Annotated in this window: 18 protein-coding genes and 1 pseudogene; 7 read left to right on the top strand and 12 right to left on the bottom strand. The window is 63.7% G+C overall.

What is annotated here, in order from left to right:
- Positions 1–59 precede the first annotated feature (59 nt).
- The 7 genes from urtD to NCS00_RS10745 all read right to left on the bottom strand — a co-directional run bounded on the left by urtD (position 60) and on the right by NCS00_RS10745 (position 9,151).
- Complete coding sequence (gene urtD / locus NCS00_RS10775; protein ID WP_008342468.1) at positions 60–926, bottom strand: urea ABC transporter ATP-binding protein UrtD; 867 nt, start codon at positions 924–926, stop codon at positions 60–62.
- Positions 923–2,116 (bottom strand): urea ABC transporter permease subunit UrtC, encoded by a 1,194-nt coding sequence (gene urtC / locus NCS00_RS10770; RefSeq protein WP_250440061.1) that lies wholly within the window; start codon positions 2,114–2,116, stop codon positions 923–925. Before urtC ends, urtD begins: the two co-directional genes overlap by 4 nt.
- A gap of 3 nt (positions 2,117–2,119) precedes the next feature.
- Positions 2,120–3,724 carry an urea ABC transporter permease subunit UrtB gene (gene urtB / locus NCS00_RS10765; protein ID WP_008342464.1) on the bottom strand — a complete coding sequence of 535 codons (1,605 nt, stop codon included), beginning with the start codon at positions 3,722–3,724 and terminating at the stop codon, positions 2,120–2,122.
- A 77-nt stretch (positions 3,725–3,801) separates the two neighbouring features.
- Entirely contained in the window at positions 3,802–5,109 is a 1,308-nt protein-coding gene (gene urtA, locus NCS00_RS10760; protein WP_008342462.1) for an urea ABC transporter substrate-binding protein, read from the bottom strand.
- Between the two features lie 323 nt (positions 5,110–5,432).
- Positions 5,433–6,749 carry an MFS transporter gene (locus NCS00_RS10755; RefSeq protein ID WP_008342460.1) on the bottom strand — a complete coding sequence of 439 codons (1,317 nt, stop codon included), beginning with the start codon at positions 6,747–6,749 and terminating at the stop codon, positions 5,433–5,435.
- A 175-nt stretch (positions 6,750–6,924) separates the two neighbouring features.
- Positions 6,925–7,701: an SDR family oxidoreductase gene (locus NCS00_RS10750; protein WP_250440059.1), complete on the bottom strand. Its 777-nt coding sequence runs from the start codon at positions 7,699–7,701 to the stop codon at positions 6,925–6,927.
- A gap of 10 nt (positions 7,702–7,711) precedes the next feature.
- Entirely contained in the window at positions 7,712–9,151 is a 1,440-nt protein-coding gene (locus tag NCS00_RS10745; RefSeq protein ID WP_250440057.1) for an aldehyde dehydrogenase family protein, read from the bottom strand.
- Between the two features lie 188 nt (positions 9,152–9,339).
- Here NCS00_RS10745 and ppa point away from each other — a divergent pair, with 188 nt between their 5' ends.
- Positions 9,340–9,867: an inorganic diphosphatase gene (gene ppa / locus NCS00_RS10740; protein ID WP_008342456.1), complete on the top strand. Its 528-nt coding sequence runs from the start codon at positions 9,340–9,342 to the stop codon at positions 9,865–9,867.
- Positions 9,868–10,003: 136 nt separating this feature from the next.
- On the opposite strand, the pseudogene NCS00_RS10735 reads toward ppa, so the two are convergent.
- Positions 10,004–10,213: pseudogene (locus NCS00_RS10735) on the bottom strand (GIY-YIG nuclease family protein); the annotation flags it as partial.
- A gap of 165 nt (positions 10,214–10,378) precedes the next feature.
- Between NCS00_RS10735 and NCS00_RS10730 the strand changes: the two are divergent.
- The 5 genes from NCS00_RS10730 to NCS00_RS10710 all read left to right on the top strand — a co-directional run bounded on the left by NCS00_RS10730 (position 10,379) and on the right by NCS00_RS10710 (position 17,594).
- Positions 10,379–11,521: a GNAT family N-acetyltransferase gene (locus tag NCS00_RS10730; protein WP_250440055.1), complete on the top strand. Its 1,143-nt coding sequence runs from the start codon at positions 10,379–10,381 to the stop codon at positions 11,519–11,521.
- A 56-nt stretch (positions 11,522–11,577) separates the two neighbouring features.
- A complete protein-coding gene (locus tag NCS00_RS10725) occupies positions 11,578–13,632 on the top strand; it encodes an NAD(+) synthase (RefSeq protein ID WP_008342453.1) in 2,055 nt (684 codons plus the stop codon).
- A 129-nt stretch (positions 13,633–13,761) separates the two neighbouring features.
- A complete protein-coding gene (gene glnK, locus NCS00_RS10720; RefSeq protein WP_008342452.1) occupies positions 13,762–14,100 on the top strand; it encodes a P-II family nitrogen regulator in 339 nt (112 codons plus the stop codon).
- A gap of 167 nt (positions 14,101–14,267) precedes the next feature.
- Positions 14,268–16,025: a cation:proton antiporter gene (locus NCS00_RS10715; RefSeq protein ID WP_250440053.1), complete on the top strand. Its 1,758-nt coding sequence runs from the start codon at positions 14,268–14,270 to the stop codon at positions 16,023–16,025.
- 162 nt (positions 16,026–16,187) lie between these two features.
- Positions 16,188–17,594, top strand: coding sequence for a gamma-glutamyl-gamma-aminobutyrate hydrolase family protein (locus NCS00_RS10710; protein WP_008342450.1), 1,407 nt, complete (start codon positions 16,188–16,190; stop codon positions 17,592–17,594).
- An 87-nt stretch (positions 17,595–17,681) separates the two neighbouring features.
- Here the strand turns inward: NCS00_RS10710 and NCS00_RS10705 are convergent, their stop codons facing one another.
- The 3 genes from NCS00_RS10705 to NCS00_RS10695 form a co-directional block, all read right to left on the bottom strand.
- Entirely contained in the window at positions 17,682–18,395 is a 714-nt protein-coding gene (locus tag NCS00_RS10705; RefSeq protein WP_034472732.1) for a DUF2968 domain-containing protein, read from the bottom strand.
- Between the two features lie 51 nt (positions 18,396–18,446).
- Positions 18,447–19,466 (bottom strand): hypothetical protein, encoded by a 1,020-nt coding sequence (locus tag NCS00_RS10700; RefSeq protein WP_250440052.1) that lies wholly within the window; start codon positions 19,464–19,466, stop codon positions 18,447–18,449.
- Between the two features lie 210 nt (positions 19,467–19,676).
- Positions 19,677–20,189 (bottom strand): GNAT family N-acetyltransferase, encoded by a 513-nt coding sequence (locus NCS00_RS10695; RefSeq protein ID WP_250435007.1) that lies wholly within the window; start codon positions 20,187–20,189, stop codon positions 19,677–19,679.
- Positions 20,190–20,436: 247 nt separating this feature from the next.
- Here NCS00_RS10695 and NCS00_RS10690 point away from each other — a divergent pair, with 247 nt between their 5' ends.
- Positions 20,437–21,732: an MFS transporter gene (locus NCS00_RS10690; protein ID WP_250440051.1), complete on the top strand. Its 1,296-nt coding sequence runs from the start codon at positions 20,437–20,439 to the stop codon at positions 21,730–21,732.
- A gap of 70 nt (positions 21,733–21,802) precedes the next feature.
- Here the strand turns inward: NCS00_RS10690 and NCS00_RS10685 are convergent.
- Positions 21,803–21,905, bottom strand: a 103-nt coding sequence (locus NCS00_RS10685; protein WP_250439142.1) for an IS3 family transposase, incomplete at its 5' end; no start/stop codon positions are given.

The following is a 21,905-nucleotide window of genomic DNA, read 5'->3' as shown; positions in this document are numbered from 1 at the left end:
AACGCTAATCGACCACTAAGAAAACAGGCTTCCACGACGACCCACGCCGACATAAAACACTAACGCCCAAGATAAGACTCAATAACGGCCTCGTCCCGTTTGACGTCATCGAGCGTGCCTTCGGCAAGAACACTCCCCTCAGCCATAACAGTAACCTTCCCGCTATCCCCCGAAAGCGCAGCAACAAACTCCATATCATGCTCGACGACCATCATCGAACACGACCCACGCAGCTTGTTGAGCAACTCCGCGAGTTCCATCGTTTCATGATCGGTCATGCCGGCCGCAGGCTCATCGAGCAGCAAGAGAGCAGGCTGCTGCATCAACAACATGCCGATTTCGAGCCGCTGCTTCTGCCCATGCGACAACTCGCCCGCAAGCCGCGTCGCCTGATGCTGAAGGCGAATCAGCTCGAGCGTCTCTTCGATGCGAGCCTGCGCGGCACCATCCAGCCGCGCCCTCAACGATGCGAACCAGCGCTTGTCCGTCTTCATCGCGAGTTCGAGGTTCTCCCACACCGGATGATTCTCGAACACAGTCGGCTTCTGAAACTTGCGCCCGATGCCCGTGCGCGCAATCACCGGCTCCGACATGCGCGTGAGATCGAACGTCTGCCCGAGAAAAACCTTGCCGTCGTCGGGACGTGTCTTGCCGGTGATGACATCCATCATCGTCGTCTTGCCCGCGCCGTTCGGGCCGATCACGCAGCGCAACTCGCCCACATCGATCGACAACGTCAGCTTGTTCAGCGCGCGAAAGCCGTCGAAGCTCACGGTGACGTCCTCGAGATAGAGGATCGTGCCGTGCGATACATCGATCTCGCCGGGCGCGAGCACATGCCCCAGGCCCGACGACACGTTGATGTTCTTGTGGCTCGTCTCCGGAATCGGCGGCAAATCCACGATCAATGCGTTATGTGCAGTCATTCGGCAGCGTCTCCATGCGCCTTCTTGCGGCGCGCGAGATCGATCAGTCCCATGATGCCGTTCGGCAGAAGCAAGGGCACGAGCGTGAAGATGAGGCCGAGGAAAAACAGCCAATACTCCGCGAAATAGGCGGTGAAAAAGCTCTTCGCGCCGTTGACGGCGAACGCGCCGACGATCGGTCCGATCAGCGTGCCGCGTCCGCCGACCGCGACCCAGATCGCCATTTCGATCGAGTTCGCGGGCGACATCTCGCTCGGATTGATGATGCCGACCTGCGGCACATACAACGCGCCCGCGATGCCGCACAACACCGCCGACACCGTCCAGATGAAGAGCTTGTACGCGAGCGGGCTATAGCCGAGGAACATCAGGCGCGCTTCGCCGTCGCGCACGCCGGTGACGACTCGCCCGAGCTTCGACGTGACGATCCATCTCGCCGCGAGAAACGCGAGCACGAGCACCGCGAACGTGGTGAGAAAGAGGGCAGTGCGCGTGCCCGGATGCGTGATTGGAAAGCCCGCGATGCGCTTGAAGTCGGTGAAGCCGTTGTTGCCGCCGAAGCCCGTTTCGTTGCGATAGAAAAGCAGCATCGCGGCGAAGGTCATCGCCTGCGTGATGATCGACAGATACACGCCCTTCACGCGCGAGCGGAACGTGAAGAAGCCGAACACCCACGCAAGCACGCCAGGCACGAGGACGACGAGCAACAGCGCATACCAGAGATGTTCCGTGCCCTCCCAGTACCACGGCAGCTTGTGCCAGTCGAGAAACACCATGAAGTCGGGAAGATCGCTTTGATACGTCCCCTCGCGGCCGATCGAGCGCATCAGGTACATGCCCATCGCGTAGCCGCCGAGCGCGAAGAAAAGCGCATGGCCCAAGCTCAGAATGCCGCAATAGCCCCATACGAGGTCGAGCGCGAGCGCGCCGATTGCGTAGCACATGAGCTTGCCGACGAGCGTCATCGCATAAGCCGAGAGATGGAACGTGCTCGTTTCCGGCAGCACGAGCGCGCTGACGGGCACGAAGATCACCATCGCGATGACGAGCGCGATCAACGCGAGCCAGCCTTTCTTCGGCAAGAGCGCGGCGCGCGGCGGCAGGCCGAGCGCGAAGCCCGCGCGCGCGGCGCCCGGATCGGGTTGCGGCGTGACGTCGAGGTTCGTGCCGACATTGGTCGAGGCGGTCATGTCTCAAGCCTCCGCGCTGCGGCCCTTGAGGGCGAACATGCCCTGCGGACGCTTCTGGATGAACAACACGATGAGCACGAGCACCGCGATCTTCGCGAGCACCGCGCCCCAGAACGGCTCGACCGCCTTGCTGACGAGCCCGAGCCCGAAGCCGCCGATCACCGTGCCCGCGAGCTGGCCGACGCCGCCGAGCACCACCGCCATGAACGAATCGATGATGTAGCTCTGTCCGAGATCGGGCCCGACGTTGCCGATCTGCGAGAGCGCGCAGCCGCCGAGTCCCGCGATGCCCGCACCGAACGCGAACGCGTACGAATCGACACGCGCTGTCTTGACGCCGACGCACGCGGCCATGCGGCGGTTCTGCGTCACCGCGCGCACGAAGAGGCCGAGGCGCGTCTTCGTGAGCACGCCCCACGCGATCGCGACGACGGCGAGCGAGAACGCGAGGATCGTCAGACGGTTGTACGGGAGGATGAGGTTCTGCATCACGGTGACGCCGCCGCTCATCCACGAGGGATTCGTCACCTGCACGTTCTGCGCGCCGAAGAGCGTGCGCGTCGCCTGAATCAGGATCAGGCTGATGCCGAAGGTCGTCAGCAGCGTTTCGAGCGGACGTCCGTAGAGATGCTTCAGCACGAGCCTTTCGAGCACGATGCCGACGAGCCCCGCGGCGATGAACGACGCAGGCACCGCGAAGAGCGGATACCAGTTGAACGCGGCGGGCGCGTAATGCTGCACGAGGTTCTGCACGACATAGGTCGCATAGGCGCCGATCATCAGGAACTCGCCGTGCGCCATGTTGATGACGCCGATCAGCCCATATGTGATCGCAAGCCCGAGCGCCGCGAGCAGCAGCACGCTGCCGAGCGAGAGGCCCGCGAAGATCGTGCCGAAGATTTCGCTGCGGCGCTGAATCGAATCGAGTGCGTAGATGCCTTCCTGAGCCGCGTTGCGTACGCGTTCGTCGGGTTCGTTGAACGTGCCGTCGGCCTTCTTCGCGACGATCGGGCGCAGCAGTTCGTACATGTCGAGGTCATGGCGCGCCGCGACGAGTTGCGCGGCTTCGAGACGCCTGTTCACGTCGGGATCGTGCAGCGCGGTCATCGCCCAGAGCGTGTCGAGGCGCTTCTTTAATTCGGAATCCTTTTCGATGGCGCGGGCTCGGTCGATCATCGGCTTCATCGATGCGTCCGGGTTCTTCAGCAACGCAGCGATGGCGTCGCGGCGTTTGGCCGTATCGGGCGATGCGAGCTGCAGCCCCGACAACGCGCCCGCGACCTTCGTGCGCAGCAGATTGTTCAGCGTGATCGGTTGCGCATCAGGCGCTTCGGCGGTCTTGCCGGTGATCGCGTCCTTCGTGCCGTCATCGGTCTGAATGTAGACGTGACCGTTATCGGTCGCGACGAGCGAGCCATCGGACAGCGCGCCGAGCACGGCGATGGAAGGCGCATCGGCATTGGCAATGAGCTTGTCGATGGCGGCGGTCTTGGCTTCGAAGTCGTCGCCGGCGAGCGGGGCGAGATCGTCGTTGGTGAGCGCGTGGGCCGCGAGCGACGTCATCGCGAGGATGAGCGCAAAGAGCGCGCGCTTGAGGGAGCCGGTCATGTGGGCCTTTCCGTTAGAACTCGAAAGGCCGCGCGCATCGCATGAAACGCGCGGCCTCGCTGCATCGACGTCACGCGTTACGCGACACGCACACGCTGACGGCGCAGGAACGCGGGAATCGAGCTGACGACATCCGGCTTGCCCTCGTTGCCCGCGATATACGGGCTCCACGGCTGCGCGCGTATGGCGGTCTTCGTCTTCCAGACGACGTTGAACTGACCGTCGCCGCGAATTTCGCCGATCATCACGGGCTTATGCAGATGATGGTTGCCGTCCATCGTCAGCGTGAAGCCGGAAGGCGCGGCGAAGGTCTGACCGACCATCGCGGTGCGGACCTTGTCGACATCGGCGCTCTTCGCCTTTTCGACGGCCTGCTTCCACATGTGGATGCCGACGAAGGTCGCTTCCATCGGATCGTTGGTGACGCGCTTGTCGCCGCCCGGAAGGTTCTGCGCCTTTGCGTACGCAAAGAATTCCTTCTCGAACTTCGAGTTGTTCGGGTTCTTCACCGACATGAAGTAGTTCCATGCGGCAAGATGGCCGACGAGCGGTTTCGTGTCGATGCCGCGCAGTTCCTCTTCGCCGACCGAGAACGCGACGACAGGCACGTCCGTCGCTTTCAGGCCCTGGTTGCCGAGTTCCTTGTAGAACGGTACGTTCGAATCGCCGTTGATCGTAGAGATGACAGTCGTCTTTCCCCCTTGGGCAAAGGTCTTGATGTTCGCGACGATGGTTTGATAGTCGCTATGTCCGAACGGTGTGTAGACCTCCTGAATGTCTGCATCTTTCACGCCCTTGGAGTGAAGGAACGCGCGCAGGATCTTGTTGGTCGTGCGCGGGTACACGTAGTCGGTGCCGAGCAGGAAGAAGCGCTTGGCGCTGCCGCCTTCCGGTCCCATCAGATATTCGACGGCGGGAATCGCCTGCTGATTCGGCGCGGCTCCCGTATAGAACACGTTGCGGGACATCTCTTCGCCTTCGTACTGCACGGGGTAGAAGAGCAGGCCGTTGAGTTCCTCGAACACCGGCAGCACGGACTTGCGCGACACCGAGGTCCAGCAGCCGAACACGACCGCGCACTTGTCCTGCGTGAGAAGCTGACGCGCCTTCTCGGCGAAGAGCGGCCAGTTCGAAGCGGGATCGACGACGACGGGCTGAATCTGCCGGCCCATGACGCCGCCGCTCTTGTTGATATCGGCGATGGTCATGAGTGCCGTGTCTTTCAGCGACGTCTCGGAGATCGCCATCGTGCCCGACAGCGAATGGAGGATGCCGACCTTGATCGGACCGGTATCGGCGGCGTGGGCTTTCGTGATCGGAAGTTGGCCCGCAAGGGCGAGCGCGCCCGACATGGAGCCGAACTTCAGCAGACTGCGTCGTTTCATTTCTGTGTTCCCCTTGCCGATGTGGTTGTTTGAGCAATGACGATTGCTCGGAGCGTTCTGCAAGGGGTATGCCAATTGGGGTCTTTTGCCCTAATGGCGGGGGTTTGCGGGGAATCGCAGGGAAGTTTTACTTCGGGGGATGGGGGTTAGCGGGCGAGGTTTTGGTGCATGCACGGGGGATGTGCATCGTTGCGGTGCGGGTTTCGTTCTTTTCCGCCGGCTCGCGATTACGCGTCGGTCTATTGGGACTGCCCTGCACAAGGGCAGTGCCAACAGACCGACGCGATCACAGGCTGCCGCGAAAAAGAAAGCGGAACGCAACCTTACCGATTAACCAACCGCGCCGGCACACTAAGCACAAGCACAGCCCCAAGAACGAGAAAACCCGCGAGCATATACATCCCACTCGAATTAGAAGCAGTGACCTGCTTCAACCACCCCACGAGATAAGGACTCAAAAACCCGGCGAGATTCCCAAGCGAGTTGATCATCGCAATACCCGCAGCCGCCCCGGTGCCGGCAAGAAACGCCGTCGGCAGACTCCAGAACAGCGGCAGCGTCGTGAGAATGCCCATCGTGGCGAGCGTGAGGCCGAGCATCGCGAGCGTCGTGTTGTTGAACCACACCACCGACAGCACCAGCCCGATCGCACCGATCAACGCCGGAATCGCGATATGCCAGCGACGCTCGCCGGAACGATCCGCGCTGCGCGCCGCGTACAGCATGCCGATCACCGCCGCGCCATAAGGAATCGCGGAGAGCAGGCCGACATGCAGCGCATCCTTGATCCCCATCGACTTGATGATCGTCGGCAGCCAGAAGCTCACGCCATACAGTCCCATCACGAACGAGAAGTAGATGATGCTCATCAGCCACACTTTCGGGCTCGACAAGATCTTGCCCAGCGACAGATCTTCCTTCTGGACGTTATCCGCCGCGATGTTGCGTTCGAGCAGTTCGCGTTCTTCCTGCGTGAGCCAAGAAGCCTTCGAGATACGATCGTCGAGCTTCAGGAACACGACGATGCCGACGATGATCGACGGAATGCCTTCGAGCAGCAGCAGCCATTGCCAGCCGTGCCAGCCGTTCTTCATGTGGAACGCATCCATGATCCAGCCGCTGATCGGCCCGCCGATCAGACCCGAAAGCGCGATCGCCGTCATGAACAGCGTCGTGATGCGCCCGCGCCGCTGCGCCGGAAACCAGTACGTCAGATAAAGAATGATGCCGGGGAAGAAGCCCGCTTCCGCCGCGCCGAGCAGAAAGCGCATGACGTAGAACATCGTCGGCGTGGTGATGAACATCGTGAGCGCCGAAATGACGCCCCACGTAATCATGATCCGCGCGATCCACACGCGCGCGCCGACGCGATGCAAGATGATGTTCGACGGAATCTCGAAGATGAAGTAGCCGAAGAAGAAAATGCCCGCGCCGAAGCCGTACACGGCATCCGACAGTTGCAAATCGGCGGCCATCTGCAGCTTGGCGAAGCCGACGTTCACGCGGTCGAGATACGCCACCACATAACAGATCAGCAGAAGCGGCGCGAGACGCCAGACGACCTTTCGGTAAGTGGCCTCCTCGAACGCGGAAGGCGTGCCCGCGCCGGGGCGCGGCATGGGTTTGGCGGTGCTGGCCATGATGCTTGTCTCCAATATTTTTTGTGTGCGCCAGGCGAGCGGACGGGCCCGCTCGCGATTACAGGCGCGTAAGGATTCTAGCCCGTCGGCCGCACCGCAAAACGCCCGTTTCTGCTAGGGAAAGCACCGATGCCCGCACTCGCCGCACACGGCGCGCGGCGTGCGCGGGCAAGCGTCAGACGCAGCGTCCGCCGTCCACTTCGAGCGCGACGCCGGTGATGAACTCGGCATCGTCGGATGCGAGATAAAGCGCCGCGTTGGCGATGTCCTGAGGCGTCGAAAGCCGGCCGAGCGGTATCGTCGCGAGAAACTTGCGGCGGTTCTCGGGCGTGTCCTCCATGCCCATGAACTCGGAGAGCAGGGCGGTCTCGCCCATCACCGGATTGATGCAGTTCACGCGGATGCGGTCCGCGCCCAGTTCGACCGCGAGCGCCTTGCTCGCGATGATGACCGCCGCCTTGCTGCCGTTGTACCAGACGAGTCCCGGACGCGGCCGCACGCCCGCCGTCGACGCGATATTGATGAACGCGCCGCCGCCCCGTTCGCGAAAGTACGGCACGAACTGCTCGACGCTCCAATAGATGCTCTTCACGTTCACCGCGTAGACGCGGTCGAATTCGGCCTCGGTGACGTCGAGAACGGGCTTGTTACGGTGCGTCGTGCCCGCGTTGTTGACGACGATCTGCACGCTGCCGAAGTCCCCGATCGCGGCATCGAATAGCGTTTGCCAGTCGGCGCGCTTCGTCACATCGCCTTGAACGGCGATCGCGCGGCCGTGCTTCACCTCCGGCGACGATGCGAGCGCGATCTCGCTCGCGACGCGCTCGGCGGCCGGCCCGTTCAGATCGTTGACGACGACGTTCGCGCCCTCACGCGCGAACGTCTTCGCGATGCCTTCGCCGAATCCCGAGCCGCCGCCCGTCACGATGACGGTTTTGCCTTGCAGTCGCATGCGTGTCTCCTTATCCGTGTTTGATGGCGATGGTCTTGAGCGTCGTGAAGCCGTACAGCGCCTCGAAGCCTTTCTCGCGTCCGTGTCCCGAATGCTTGACGCCGCCGAACGGCAATTCGATGCCGCCGCCCGCGCCGTAGTTGTTGATGAACACCTGTCCGGAACGCACGCGGCGCGCGAGCCGCATCTGACGCGCGCCGTCGCGGGTCCAGATGCCGGCGACGAGCCCGTAGTCGGTGCCGTTGGCGAGTCGGAGCGCGTCGGCTTCGTCGTCGAAGGGTATCGCGGCGAGCACCGGGCCGAACACTTCCTCGCGCGCGAGACGATGCGTCGGCGGGACGTCGCGCAACAGCGTCGGCGCCTGATAGAAGCCCGCTTCGGGCGCATCGCCGACGACTTCGCCGTGCGCGGCCATCGGAATGCCGTCGTGCTGCGCATCGGACAGAAAATCCCACACGCGCTGCTGCTGCTTCGCGCTGATGAGCGGGCCGCAGTCGAGATCGAGCTTGCTCGGACCGACCTTCAGCGCCGCGAACGCCTCCGAGAGACGATCCAGCAAGGGTTCGTACGCCGCGCGCTCGATCAGCACGCGGCTGCCCGCCGAGCACGTCTGTCCGGCGTTCTGCACGATCGCGGCGACGAGCACGGGGAGAGCGGCGTCGAAATCGGCATCGGCGAATACGATTTGCGGCGACTTGCCGCCGAGTTCCAGCGTGACGGGGACGTGATTGTCGGCGGCCATCTTGGTGACGGCCGCGCCCGTCGCGGGCGAGCCGGTGAACGAGATGTGATCGATGCCCGGATGCCGCGCGAGCGCCGCGCCCGCTTCGTGACCGTATCCGGTGACGATATTGAGCGCGCCATCCGGCAGGCCGGCTTCCGCCGCCAGTTCCGCGATGCGCAACAGCGACAGGCACGCGTCCTCCGCCGGCTTCACGACGCACGCGTTGCCCGCGGCGAGCGCCGCGCCGACGCTGCGCCCGAAAATCTGCAGCGGATAGTTCCACGGCACGATATGCCCGGTCACGCCGTGCGGCTCGCGGATCGTGAGCACGGTGTAGCCGTGCTGATAGGGCAGGGTTTCGCCGTGGAGCTTGTCGGCGGCGCCCGCGTAAAACTCGAAATACCGCGCGATGCCGGTGGCGTCGGCGCGTGCCTGCTTCAGCGGCTTGCCGGTGTCGCGCGCCTCGACCTGCGCGATCTCCTCGTGGCACGCGCCGATCAGCATCGACAGGCGCGCGAGGATGCGCCCGCGTTCCGCCGCGCTCGTCGCGCCCCAGCCGCCGTCGAAGGCCGCGCGGGCGGCGGCGACCGCGCGGTCGATGTCCGCCGCGGTGCCCCGCGCGATCTGCGCGAAGACCTGGCCATCGGACGGATCGACGACCGGAATCGTCTCGTTGCCCGATGCCGCGATCCAGCGGTTATCGATGAAATGCTTCGCGTCTTCCATGCATGTCTCCTGAAATCGGATGTTCTGGAGCCGGAAACCGATTATCGCGCCAACCGGGAACGTGCGTCGGGCGTGCGGGGTCGATTGGCTATAATGGCGAAATCACGCGCAGACAAGCGCGACGGGCCGCAAGACACCGTCCGCCCGTGCGATTCCATCTCCGATCTCAACTTCTCCAGAGAGCGCTCATGAGCTTCAACAACGTACCTCCCGGCAAAGATCTCCCGCACGATTTCAACGTCATCATCGAAATTCCCGCGCAGAGCGATCCGGTCAAATACGAAGCGGACAAGGACATGGGCCTGCTCGTCGTCGACCGTTTCGTCGGCACCGGCATGCGCTATCCGGCGAACTACGGCTTCATTCCGCAGACGCTCTCCGGCGACGGCGACCCGGTCGACGTGCTCGTCATCACGCCGTATCCGCTGCTGGCGGGCTCGGTCGTGCGTGCGCGCGCGGTCGGCATGCTGCAGATGACCGATGAATCGGGCGTGGACGCGAAGCTCGTCGCGGTGGCGCACGACAAGGTCTGCCCGATGACGGCAAACATCAAGTCGATCGACGACGTGCCCGAGTATCTGAAAGACCAGATCAAGCACTTCTTCGAGAACTACAAGGCGCTCGAAAAGGGCAAGTGGGTGAAGGTCGAAGGCTGGGCCGGCATCGACGCCGCGCACAAGGAAATCTCGGAAGGCGTCGCGAACTACAAGAAGTAAACGCGTTCTCCGACAAAACGCCGCCGCGTGTCACCCACGCGGCGGCGTTTTTTTTTTCTTCTTCGCTTGCTTCGGTCTGAGGCAACAACGACTCCAGCGTCCTTTCCCCCGCAATCAACGCGCGCTTCTGCTGCGCGGTCAGTTGCTTCACGCGATATTCCGCGCGCAGCGCCTCCGATTTCCCCGCCAGTTCGAACGACGCCAGCACGCGCACCGGCTTTCGCGCCCGCGTGTAGCGCGCGCCCTTGCCGCTCGCGTGCGCGGTGAAGCGCGCCTCGACGTCCGTCGCGATGCCCGTGTAGAGGCTGCCGTCGGCGCATTCGATCAGGTACAGAAACCAGGGCATGGGAGAACGATGAAAGATTTGCCGCGCATTATCGCCGAAAGCACCGCGCCGGGGCGTTTTGTCCGCATCGGCGCGCCGCTGCGACTTGCGCGAGAATAGCCGCTTTCGGGCGCGCTCTGCGATGGTTCGGGCGTGCTCGTCGGTCAATCACAGCGAGGTAGCCTGTTGAATCGCGAGGTCGAAATTCATGTGGTCGATGCGCTCGCCGACATCGCCGCCGACGACTGGAACCGGCTCGCCGGCGAAAACCCGTTCGTGCGTCACGCGTTTCTCTCGGCGTTGCAGGAGACGGAGTGCGCCGTCAAGCGCACCGGCTGGCGCGCGCATCATCTGATACTGAAGCGCGGCGGCGAATTTGCCGGCGCGATGCCGCTCTACATCAAGTCGCATTCGCGCGGCGAATACGTGTTCGATCACGCCTGGGCCGATGCCTTCGAGCGCCACGGTCTGCGCTACTACCCGAAGGCGCTGTCGGCGGTGCCGTTTTCGCCGGTCACGGGCCCGCGCCTCATCGCCGCGCATCACGAGGATCGCGTGCTGCTCGCGCGCGGCGCGATCGAATTGACGCGGCGACTCGAACTGTCGTCGCTGCACGTGCTGTTTCCACACGCGCAGGATGTCGAGGCGCTCACCGACGCGGGCTACATGCTGCGCGAAGGCGTGCAGTTCCACTGGGAGAATCTGCCCGGCGATGGCTACGCGAGCTTCGACGCCTTCCTCGCGACGATGAGCCACGACAAGCGCAAGAAAGTGAAGCAGGATCGCCGGCGCGTGGCGGATGCGGGCGTCACGTACAAGTGGCTGCGCGGTGGCGAAATCGACGATGCCGCGCTCGACTTCTTCTACGACTGTTACGACAACACGTATCGCGAGCACTGGAACGCGCCGTATCTGACGCGCGAGTTCTTCGGCCGCATTCACGCCGATGCGCCCGACAGCATGCTGCTCGTCATCGCCGAAGTGGACGGCGAGCGCCTCGCGTGCGCGCTCAACATGATCGGCGGCGACACGATGTACGGCCGCTATTGGGGCACGCGGGAGTTCGTCTCCGGGCTGCACTTCGAGACGTGCTACATGCAGGGCATCGCGTATTGCATCGAACATAGGCTCGCGCGTTTCGAGGGCGGCGCGCAGGGTGTGCACAAGATGTCGCGCGGACTGTTGCCGACGCCGACATGGTCCGCGCACTGGATCGCGGATCAGCGTTTCGCGCACGCGATCGCCGAATTTCTCGATGCCGAAACGCAGGCGATGGATCAGCACATCGAGGAACTCGAAGCGCACACGCCGTTCAGGAAGAAAACCTGAGATGCGATAATCGATTCGACCCCCTTCGCTGCAACTCGCGCACATCCATGTCAGCCATGAGCAGAAATTTCTTCAACCTGTACAGCCACGATTTCGCGCGCGTCGCGGTCGGCGTTCCGTCCTGCAAGGTCGCCGATCCCGCGTTCAACGCGGCGCAGACGATCGAACTCGCGAAAGAAGCCGCCGCGCACGGCGCGGTGCTCGTCGCGTTTCCCGAGCTCGGGGTGTCCGCGTATACCTGCGACGATCTCTTCCATCAGCGCGCGTTGCTCGACGCGTGCGAAGACGCGCTGCAAAGCATTCTCGACGCATCGAAGCAACTCGATATCGCGATGATCGTCGGCGCGCCGGTGCGCGCCGAGCATAAGCTCTTCAACTGCGCGATCGTCATCGCCGGCGGCTTTATTCGCGGCGTCGTGCCGAAGAGCTATCTTCCGAACTACGGCGAGTTCTACGAGGCGCGCCAGTTCAGTCCCGCCGATGCCGCCGCCGAAAACACGGTCACGCTATGCGGTCAGGACGTGCCGTTCGGCGCGTCGCTGCTGTTTCAGATCGAGGATCTTCCGCTCTTCCGGTTTCACGTCGAGATTTGCGAGGACGTGTGGGTGCCGATTCCGCCGTCGTCGTTCGCGGCGCTTGCGGGCGCGACCGTGCTCGTGAATCTGTCGGCGTCGAATATCGTCGTGGGCAAGTCGGCTTATCGGCATCAGCTCGTCGGGCAGCAGTCTGCGCGTTGCGTCGCGGCGTATCTGTACACATCGGCGGGCAATGGCGAATCGTCCACCGATCTCGCCTGGGACGGGCAAGGCCTCATCTACGAAAACGGCGAGCTGCTGGCGGAGTCCGAGCGCTTCTCGGACCAGTCGCACCTCATTTACGCCGATATCGATCTCGAACGCCTCTCGCGCGAACGCATGCGGCAAACCACGTTCGGCCGCTCGACGCATCGCCACGCCGGCGAAGTCGCGCAATTCGACGTGATCGAATTTCCACTATCGATTCCCGACGATGAAAAGCTGCCGCTCGAACGCCGGGTCGCGCGCTTTCCGTACGTGCCCGCCGATGCCGCGCGCCGCGACGAACGATGCAACGAGGTCTACAACATTCAGGTGCAGGCGTTGCTGCAACGCCTGCAATCGTCGGGGATGTCGAAGGTGGTCATCGGCATATCGGGCGGGCTGGACTCGACGCATGCACTGCTCGTGTGCGCGAAAGCGATGGACCGCCTCGGTCTGCCGCGCTCGAACATCCTCGCCTATACGATGCCCGGCTTCGCCACCAGCGACCGCACGCTCAAGCAGGCGCGCGAGCTGATGGAAGTCGTCGGCTGCACGGCGAGCGAGATCGACATTCGTCCGAGCTGCGTGCAGATGCTCGCCGACATCGGCCATCCGCACAGCACGGGCGCCGAACAATACGACATCACGTACGAGAACGTGCAGGCGGGCGAACGCACGAGCCATCTGTTCCGGCTTGCGAACTTCAACCATGCGATCGTCATCGGCACGGGCGATCTGAGCGAGCTCGCACTTGGTTGGTGCACCTACGGAGTGGGCGATCACATGTCCCACTACAACGTGAACGCGAGCGTGCCGAAGACGCTGATCACGCATCTGGTGCGCTGGGTTGCCGAGTCGGGACAGATCGGCGGAAGCGGAACCGATGTGCTCGAAAACATCCTCTCCACCGATATCAGCCCGGAACTCATCCCCGGCAAGACGAGCGGCGTGGTGGAGCAGAAGACGGAGAGCGTGATCGGCCCGTACGAATTGCAGGACTTCAATCTGTACTACACGTTGCGCTTCGGCTTTGCACCAACGAAGGTCGCGTTTCTCGCGTTGCATGCATGGCGCGATCGCGATGCGGGCGCGTGGCCGGAAGGCCCGACCGTTACGCGGAATCAATACGACATCGGCGCGATCCGCAAAAATCTGCGCATCTTCCTGGATCGGTTCTTCCGCACGAGTCAGTTCAAGCGCTCATGCGTGCCGAACGCGCCGAAGGTCGGCTCGGGCGGCTCGCTTTCGCCGCGCGGCGACTGGCGCGCGCCGAGCGACGGCCAGGCGACGGTGTGGCTCGCGGACCTCGAACGCGTGCCGACGAAGGAGTGATATCCGACGTCCTCGCGAATATACGGACCGCCTGCTCGATGAAACGCGGCTAGAATCGAAAACATCTGTCCCGCGCGGGACACGACCTTTTTTCGAACCCCTTGAATCGATCTTTACGCGAGGCACGCCATGAAACGCATCACCGCCATCATCAAACCGTTCAAGCTCGACGAAGTTCGCGAAGCGCTGGCCGAAGTGGGCCTGACCGGTCTCACGGTCACGGAAGTGAAGGGCTTCGGCCGTCAGAAGGGGCATACCGAGCTTTATCGTGGTGCAGAGTATGTCGTCGACTTCCTGCCGAAGGTGAAGATCGAAGTCGTCGTCGCGAACGATCAAACCGATCAGGTCATCGACGCGATCATCGGCGCCGCGCGCACGGGCAAGATCGGCGACGGCAAGATCTTCGTCGCCGATGTCGAGCGCGTGATCCGCATTCGCACCGGCGAGGAAAACGAAGCGGCAGTCTGAGCGCCGTTGTTCTTTCGTTTTCATCGAGGCCCGCCATTTGCGCGGGCCTTTTCTTTGCGCTTGCACCAGCGCGATGCGCGTCCAAAAGATCGCTTGCCGGAGGGCAGGAATCCGCGTCCGTGCGGTAACATCGGCTATCCCATTATCATTTTGTAAGGAAATAGTTGATGCATCACGCGATCGGCTTCATTCAGGATCTCGCAGTGATCATGGCCATCGCGGGCGTGGTGACGGTGCTCTTTCACCGTCTGCGGCAGCCGGTCGTGCTGGGTTATATCGCGGCGGGCGTGATCATCGGGCCGTACACGCCGCCGTTCAATCTGATCCACGACGAAGCGACCATCCAGACGCTCGGCGAACTCGGCGTCGTCTTCCTGATGTTTTCGCTCGGGCTCGAATTCAGCTTGCGCAAGCTCTTCAAGGTCGGTGCGACCGCCTTCGTCGCCGCGCTTTCGGAAATCGTGCTGATGATCTGGGTCGGCTACGAGATCGGGCGATGGTTCGGCTGGAGCTCGATGGACTCGCTCTTTCTCGGCGCGATGCTCGCGATCTCGTCGACAACCATCATCGTGAAGGCGCTTTCCGAACTCGGCATGAAGGGCGAGCACTTCGCGCAGATCGTGTTCGGCATTCTGATCGTCGAAGACATACTCGCGATCGCGATGCTCGTGCTGCTCTCCGGCATCGCGCAGACGGGGTCCGTAAGCGCTGGCGTCGCGGTCGTCACGCTCGGCAAGCTGCTGCTTTTCATGACGGTGTCGCTGGTCGTCGGCATTCTCACGGTGCCGCGCGCGCTCAACTACGTCGCGAAGGCGAAGAGCGACGAGATGCTGCTCGTCACCGTGCTCGGCTTCTGCTTCGGCTTCTGCCTGCTCGTCGTGAAGCTCGATTATTCGATCGCGCTCGGCGCGTTTCTCATCGGCGCGATCATGGCGGAGTCGCGGCATCTCGCGCGCATCGAGCATCTGATCGCGCCGGTGCGCGACATGTTCTCGGCGATCTTCTTCGTCACCATCGGTTTGCTGCTGAACCCGACGGTGCTCGTCGACTACGCGTGGCCGATCGCCGTCATCACGATTGCCGTCGTGCTCGGCAAGATCGTGTCGTGCGGGCTCGGCGCGTTTCTCGCCGGCAAGGACGGCCGCACGTCGATGCGCGTCGGCATGAGCGTCTCGCAGATCGGCGAGTTCTCGTTCATCATCGCGTCGCTCGGCCTGTCGCTGAAGGTCACGAGCAGCTTTCTCTATCCGATCGCGGTGGCCGTGTCCGCGCTCACGACGCTCTTCACGCCGTATCTGATCCGCGCCGCCGATCCGCTCACGATGCGCCTTTCCCGCGCGATGCCCGCGCCGCTCGCGCATACCTTCGGCCTGTATTCGCAGTGGCTCGCGAGCCTGACGCCCGCGTCCGGCGGCCCGACGCTTTTCTCGATGACGCGGCGCATCGTCATGCAGATCGCGGTGAATCTCGCGCTCGTCGCGGCGATTTTTCTCGGCGCGTCGTATGCGGCGCCGTTCGCGTCGGGCTATCTCGCGCGCTGGCTCGACACCGATAACGCGCAGCGCGTCGTGCTGTGGGGCGCCGCGTTGGTGATCGCGCTGCCGTTTCTCGTCGCGGTGTATCGCAAGCTCGGATCGCTCGCGCTGCTGCTCGCCGAAGTGAGCGTGCAGCCCGCGAAAGCGGGGCGCTTCACGAGCGCGATCCGTTCGGCGATTTCCGGGCTCATTCCGATCGTCGCGATGTTCGGCGTCTTCCTGCTCGTCGCGGCACTGTCGGGCGGGATCCTGCCGCCGTTCGGATTGATGGTCGGCGTGCTCGTGTGCGTCGCGCTGTTGCTGACCGTGTTGTGGCGCTGGTGCGTGAAAATCCACGCGACGATGCAGATCGCCTTGCGCGAGACCTTCGAGGAGCCGCGCGACCATTGAGGGTTTTCGTCACGGGATAGCCCCGACAGCGGCCCGCACCGGGTTCCCGCGATAATGTGAGCCAATGTGACCAAATGTGTGCTGGTTTGCCCCGTGCAGGTCTCAGGCGGATAATCGGGGTTTGTCCACTCTCCTTATGGCGTTCGAGCGCCTGAATCAGGAATGAGCGATAACAAAACGTCCAACGACGCAAGCAGCACCGACGCCCGCCGCAGCGGCGCCGATTCACAAGCCGCCCCGCGCAGCGCGAACCCGACGGCCTCGCCCGAAGCCGCCGCCGCGGCCTCGGCGCCCGGTCCGCAGGCGAGCGCGACCGAACGGGCATCGACGGATGCGCCTTCGAGCGCGTCGAACGTCGAGCCGGCCGACACGGCGCAAGCCCGCCGCGACGACGCGCTGCAGGACGCTCGCGAGGCGCGCGCATCGGCGGCTAGCGCGACCGCCGCGCAGGAAGCCGCGGTGCGCGAGAAGCAGCGCGCATCGGCGAAACCGCGTGCGAGCCTCGCCGAAAACTTCGAGGCCGCGACCGATGCGGAAGCCGCCAGCACCGCGAACGCGCAATCCGCGTCGTCCGATTCCCCGACTGGCCGCGCCACCGTTCTGCCGCCCGAATTCACCGAGGCGCCGGACTTCGGCAAGCTCAATCCGCCGCCGCTGCCCGCCACCGAGCAGACGTCCGCGCAGCCTCAACCCGCGTATCTCAAGCAATCCGATTCGGCGTGGTCCGTCTTTGGCCGCGTGATCGCGGCGCGCGCGCGGCAGATTTTCGATCGCGCGGGACAGCGCATGACTCAGCGCACGTTGCGCATCGGCGTGTCGGCGCGGATCTTTCATCCGGAGCCGGGCGCGAAAGGGTTGCGCGGCAAGACGCTGCAATATCTCGAGGAATCCATCGCGCATTGGGTGATGTCGCGCGACGTGCTCGTGTTCATGATTCCGACGGTCGGCAATCAGGGCATGCTGCACACGAGCAATATCCGTCTGCGCGACTACGCGAAGCATCTCGACGGCCTGCTGCTGCAAGGCGGCGCGGACGTCTCGCCGCAGTCGTACGAAGAAGCGACGACGCGTCCCGAATGGCCGGGCGACCGCGTGCGCGATATGTACGAACTGGAGTTGCTGCATGAGTTCGTCGAGTCGGGCAAGCCGGTGCTCGGCGTGTGCCGCGGCTGTCAGCTCATCAACGTGGCGTTCGGCGGCACGCTTTACGGCGACATCGCCACCGATGTGCCCACGGCCGGCATCCACGTCAACGAGCAGTACGACCAGCATAGGCATTCGATCCGCTTCCCCGAAGGCTCCACGCTCGTCAACATGTTCCCCAACCAGCGCGAGGCGATCGTCAACTCGATCCACCATCAGGCGGTGAAGACGATCGGGCGCGATCTGAACATCGAGGCGGTGTCGGCCTCCGATGGGATCATCGAGGCGGTGCGCTACCGGAAGGCGCCGTTTGTCGTCGGCGTGCAGTGGCATCCGGAGTTTCATCGCGCGGGCGGCGCGGAACTGCTCGATTGCACGCCGCTGCTCGATACGTTTCTGCGCGTCGCGCGCGAAACACGCTTCTGACGCGAGACGCGTTTTCGACGTCGCCAAGCAGGAAGGCCCGCTCGGATCGAGCGGGCCTTCTTCGTTTTCAGATGCGTATCGCGCAGATCAACGCGACGGCGACGCGCTCACCGGCGCGAGTCCGGCTTCCGTCTGCTTTTGAAGCTGCTCGACCTGCAACTGCAGCGTGCGCAGCTTGCGTTCGGCTTCGAGCTTGTCCGTCTGCAGCACGGCCGATTCGGCCTGCAATTGCTGCTGACGTTGCGACACCTGCGAATCCTGCTGCTGCGCGAGTTCGAGATCGGCGGTGAGACGGTTGGCGCGATCCGCCGATTTCGCGATCACGCGATCGAGCAGCGCTTTCTGCGCCTGCAATTGCGCGCGGCGGATTTCGCCATCGGCAAGCTCGAAGCTCTTGCGTGAGAACTGCGCGTAGATCGTTTCCGCGCGGGCCGCGTCCTGTGTCTTTACGACGCGCCACAAGCGCGCGTCCTGCGACAGCGCGACGTAATACAGCATTTCCTGCGCGAGGAAGTAGAGCCGCGCCCCGTAACTGCCGTTGCGCGTGGCGCGCAACTCGGTGAGGCTTCCCGCCTGCACGAGACTCTGCAACTCGGCGATGTTCCCCTCGACGCGCGGCGCGTTCGAGTTGGCGGTCAAGTCGGAGAGGTCTACGGGCGCGGGTTGCGCGGGCTCGCTTGCGGCGGATTTCGCCGCCGTTGCGGGCGCCGCGAACGTGCTGCCGAAAGGCGCAAGGAAACCACACAGGGACAAGGCGAGGGCGAGCGTCGCGTAACGGAGATGATGACGTAGTTGCTTCATGTTGGCGTCGTGGCCGGGAATGGTTGATCGTTCTGATGCGTATTGCGCGCTTCAGCGCGCGCTGTTCGCGGATGCGCGACCGGACGAGGCCGCGTTGCTGTCGAGTGTCGGTGAGTGCTGAAGCATCGCGTAGAGCGTGGCCGGATTCGTCGATTCCGACGCCTTCGACTGGCTCGCGATTGTTGCGGCCGGCGTCGAGCGCGTGCGCCGCGCGGGTCCGTGCTTGGCGGACCGGCTCGCGATTTTTTCGACCCGCGTCGCCCGCGCCGGTCGCGCCGATTCCTGCTTCACGACGCGCGCGTCCGACGCAGGGATGCGGTAAAAGGCCGGCTTCCCTCGCGGCGTCAGTACGGCTCGCACACGACCGCCGTTCTTTTCCGGTCCTGCCGTCGATGCCGCAGGTGACTTCGGATTGTCAGCAGTCACGATTCCTGGCGCGACGGAGTCATTGGCGGTTGCGGCCGGGAGCGAGGCGGGAGGCTCCGCGACCGAAGGCTGCGCGTCCGTCGCGGGTTGATCGGCCGTCGATACGGCGGTCGCCGCGACCGGCGCCGGAGCCGATGCGGGCTCGGCTTGCTGCGTGCGCGTCTCGCTCTGCGCGGCCGGTGCGGCGTCGCGCTTCGAGTCCGACGGATATCCGAGCACGAGCCATACGATGAACACGCCGCAAGCCGCCGCGATCGCAGTCGCGACCGGCGCGCTCAGGCGATAGGTCCGCGCGGTCTTCGGAGCGTTGACCGCCAGTTGGATGGGATCGGTGCGCGAGTCGCTGGCGTTGCTGGGGGCATTCGAGCCTTGCATGAGGCGCAGCATCGCGCGGGGAATGTCCTCTTTGCCGAACACGCCCCACAGGCTCGTGGCGCGATAGGGCGAGCTGGTGTCGGACAGGCTCAGCGCCGGCACATAAGCCGTGGCGAAGCGCGCGGCGAACAGCGCGACTTCGGATTCCGACTGGACAGGTCGCGCGCACGCGGGCGTCCACTCGCAACCGAATTTCAAGGACGGATCCTTCAGCACGCGCAGCGCCGGCAGACGCAGATTGCCTTCCACTACGATCAAGGGTTCGGACATGAAGATTCCACATGCATGCGCCCGGGCGTGGGCAACGCGACAACTCACCCGGACCATCGTGGTGTATGGAGACAGCACCGCGGGTTCGACGCGAGAATCGCCGAAATTCGACCCGCGATCATACGAAACGGTCACGTCCCCGACGACCAGAAGATTCCTATTGTCGATTTTTGACAGGAATGCTTATTGACCGAGCCGATCCTCGTGTGCTCAGTCGAGCGGATACACGTATCGAAGAGAGAAAAGCGCGACGCCCGCCATGTGATCCGCTTCGCGCGCCGCGAGTTGCCAGCCGCGCGATTCGTAAAAGCCGATCGCCGCGGCGTTCTGTTCGAGCACGGAAAGATACAGTTCCCGCGCCCCGCGCGCGCGTGCCCAACGCGCCGCTTCCTCGAGCATCGCGGTGCCGGTGCCGAGGCCGCGATGTCCCGGCAGCGCGTGCAGATTGTCGACGAGCACGCTGCCCGCCGCATCCGGCTCGACGAGACAGATGAAGCCGACCGGCTCGCCCTCGTGCTCCGCGATGAACACGGTCGCCGCGCCGGCCGCGACATCCTTCATGCGCGCGATCCAGTGTTCGGCGCGCTCCGCGCTCAGATCGCGATCGAGATACTCGTCCGGCAGGATGCCCCGATACGCCGACGCCCAACTCGACGCGTGCATCGAGGCGATGAGGGCGGTGTCTTCGGCGGTCGCCGTGCGTAGCCTGATATTCGCGTTCATCTTTTGAGGTGCTGTCAGTTAAAAGTTAGGCATACGTAATCGTATTTTAAGCTTTATTTCGGCGATATTGCGCGAAGTTGTGTACAGTCGCGAGCGGCGCGGCGTTAAGATTGTCGACGTTGCGCTTACAAAAGATGGCACAAGTCGTCCCGTCGTCGCGGCCGGCCGAGCACGGCGACCGTCTACGGTCTTGCGGCCACGCCGAAACCAAAAACTGAAGTGCGCCCACAGCTCTTTCGAGAAATTCATGTCCACAGCCCACGTAGCACCCGCCAACGAGTCGAAGTTCAAGACGGTGTTTCGCGTCGTCAGCGGAAACTTCCTCGAAATGTATGACTTCATGGTCTACGGCTATTACGCCTCGGCGATCGCCAAAACCTATTTTCCGAGCGGCAACGAATTCGCCTCGCTGATGCTCGCGCTGTCCGTCTTCGGCGCGGGCTTTCTGATGCGGCCGGTCGGCGCCATCGTGCTCGGCGCCTATATCGATCATCACGGCCGGCGCAAGGGCCTGATCCTCACGCTCGGGCTAATGGCCGTCGGGACGGCGTGCGTCGCGCTCGTGCCGGGCTACGCGACCATCGGTGCGCTCGCGCCGGTCATCGTACTAGGCGGGCGGCTGCTGCAAGGATTCTCGGCCGGCGTGGAGCTGGGCGGCGTCTCCGTGTATCTGTCCGAAATCGCGACCAAGGGCAACAAGGGCTTCTATTGTTCGTGGCAGTCGGGCAGCCAGCAGGTCGCCGTCGTGTTCGCCGCCCTGATCGGCGTCATCATGAACCGGCTCCTTCCGCCCGAGCAGATGACCGCGTGGGGCTGGCGCGTGCCGTTTTTGATCGGCTGCCTGATCGTGCCGTTTCTCTTCATCGTGCGGCGCTCGCTGCGTGAAACAGACGAGTTCCTCGCGCGGAAGCATCGTCCGAGCATGGGCGAGATCGCGCGCTCGATCGGGCAGAACTGGGGCGTCGTGCTGGCCGGCATGGGCATGGTCATCATGACGACGGTGTCGTTCTACATGATCACCGCGTACACGCCGACCTTCGGCAAGGAAGTGCTGAAGCTCTCCGCGATCGATGCGCTCGTCGTGACCGTATGCGTCGGCATCTCGAATCTCGTCTGGCTGCCGCTGATGGGCGCGGTCTCGGATCGCGTCGGCCGCCGCCCGGTGCTGCTCGTCTTTACGATTCTCACCATTCTGACGTCGTATCCGGTCGTGCAATGGCTCGTCGCGGAGCCGTCGTTCGTGCGTCTGCTGATGTGCGAACTGTGGCTCTCGTTCCTGTACGGCAGCTACAACGGCGCGATGGTGGTCGCGCTGACCGAAGTAATGCCCGTCGATGTACGCACGACCGGCTTCTCGATGGCCTATAGCCTCGCGACGACCATCGGCGGTTTCACGCCCGCGATCTCGACGTATCTGATCCACGCGACCGGCAACAAGGCCGCGCCCGGACTGTGGATGGGACTTGCCGCGGTGTGCGGTCTGATCGCGACGCTCGTGCTGTATCGGTCGCCCGAGGCGCGCAATCAGTACAAGACGGCGTGATCCGGCTGAACAGTCGAAAAAAATCCCCGCCGATGAATGAACTGACCCCGCAAAGTTGGACAGTTTTGGGCTAGGCCGCTAAGGGCTGAGTTCTGTACATCACAGGACTCAGCCCTTTCAGCTTCAGCTTGATGCGGTGGTGATTGTAGTAGTGAATGTAGCGTCTGATTCCG

Source organism: Caballeronia sp. AZ1_KS37 (assembly GCF_023631165.1).
Taxonomy (GTDB): Bacteria; Pseudomonadota; Gammaproteobacteria; order Burkholderiales; family Burkholderiaceae; genus Caballeronia; species Caballeronia zhejiangensis.
This window is presented reverse-complemented; position numbering and strand designations above follow the sequence as displayed.

Coding starts and splice junctions, on each gene's coding strand:
- urtD (WP_008342468.1), bottom strand. CDS start 926: ATGACTGCACATAACGCATTGATCGTGGATTTGCCGCCGATTCCGGAG.
- urtC (WP_250440061.1), bottom strand. CDS start 2,116: ATGACCGCCTCGACCAATGTCGGCACGAACCTCGACGTCACGCCGCAA.
- urtB (WP_008342464.1), bottom strand. CDS start 3,724: ATGACCGGCTCCCTCAAGCGCGCGCTCTTTGCGCTCATCCTCGCGATG.
- urtA (WP_008342462.1), bottom strand. CDS start 5,109: ATGAAACGACGCAGTCTGCTGAAGTTCGGCTCCATGTCGGGCGCGCTC.
- NCS00_RS10755 (WP_008342460.1), bottom strand. CDS start 6,749: ATGGCCAGCACCGCCAAACCCATGCCGCGCCCCGGCGCGGGCACGCCT.
- NCS00_RS10750 (WP_250440059.1), bottom strand. CDS start 7,701: ATGCGACTGCAAGGCAAAACCGTCATCGTGACGGGCGGCGGCTCGGGA.
- NCS00_RS10745 (WP_250440057.1), bottom strand. CDS start 9,151: ATGGAAGACGCGAAGCATTTCATCGATAACCGCTGGATCGCGGCATCG.
- ppa (WP_008342456.1), top strand. CDS start 9,340: ATGAGCTTCAACAACGTACCTCCCGGCAAAGATCTCCCGCACGATTTC.
- NCS00_RS10725 (WP_008342453.1), top strand. CDS start 11,578: ATGAGCAGAAATTTCTTCAACCTGTACAGCCACGATTTCGCGCGCGTC.
- glnK (WP_008342452.1), top strand. CDS start 13,762: ATGAAACGCATCACCGCCATCATCAAACCGTTCAAGCTCGACGAAGTT.
- NCS00_RS10715 (WP_250440053.1), top strand. CDS start 14,268: ATGCATCACGCGATCGGCTTCATTCAGGATCTCGCAGTGATCATGGCC.
- NCS00_RS10710 (WP_008342450.1), top strand. CDS start 16,188: ATGAGCGATAACAAAACGTCCAACGACGCAAGCAGCACCGACGCCCGC.
- NCS00_RS10705 (WP_034472732.1), bottom strand. CDS start 18,395: ATGAAGCAACTACGTCATCATCTCCGTTACGCGACGCTCGCCCTCGCC.
- NCS00_RS10700 (WP_250440052.1), bottom strand. CDS start 19,466: ATGTCCGAACCCTTGATCGTAGTGGAAGGCAATCTGCGTCTGCCGGCG.
- NCS00_RS10695 (WP_250435007.1), bottom strand. CDS start 20,189: ATGAACGCGAATATCAGGCTACGCACGGCGACCGCCGAAGACACCGCC.
- NCS00_RS10690 (WP_250440051.1), top strand. CDS start 20,437: ATGTCCACAGCCCACGTAGCACCCGCCAACGAGTCGAAGTTCAAGACG.